We start from the raw sequence: 459 nt of genomic DNA, 5'->3' as shown, positions 1-459 counted from the left end.
CAGTCCGTTCCAGAAATATATGGCTTGGACAAATTTATTTTCCGCATACATGACCTGACATGAGATTTGGTTATCACGCCTTACATCATCTAAGTGAACAGATACTTTGTTGCCAGCATCTTTGTTCGCCTCCATCCAGTCCGTTTTTAGATTGCCGTCTTTATCCGTTAGCTTCCAATAAAATTGGTAGGTTTCGAGATTAGACGTGATATCGACATTGCCTTTGTAGACCTTCACTTCGAAATTTCGCATATTACCATCTTCAGTTGCAATCAATTCTGAGGTAACCGTATCCTCGGCCTTATTATTAATTTGATTTTGTAGTTGTCGCAGTTTAGCGCTGATTGCACTTTGTAATTCGATCACATTCCCTATGACAAGCCCATTATTCGATGGATTTGTCCGACTGATGTCTTTCTGGAGGATCCTAGCGCTGATTCTCAGTGCTGGGTTGTACTC

The 459-nt window shown here is 41.2% G+C and carries 1 protein-coding gene; it reads right to left on the bottom strand.

Annotation, left to right across the window (positions count from 1 at the left end):
* Positions 1 to 252 (bottom strand): hypothetical protein (locus IAE45_RS18715; RefSeq protein ID WP_200143173.1); only part of this gene is annotated, 252 nt, incomplete at its 3' end.
* Positions 253 to 459 lie beyond the last annotated feature (207 nt).

This window comes from Enterococcus sp. S53 (assembly GCF_016516865.1).
Taxonomy (GTDB): Bacteria; Bacillota; Bacilli; order Lactobacillales; family Enterococcaceae; genus Enterococcus_D; species Enterococcus_D innesii.
Note: the sequence above shows the minus strand (reverse complement) of the source record. Positions and strands in the feature narration are given on the sequence as shown.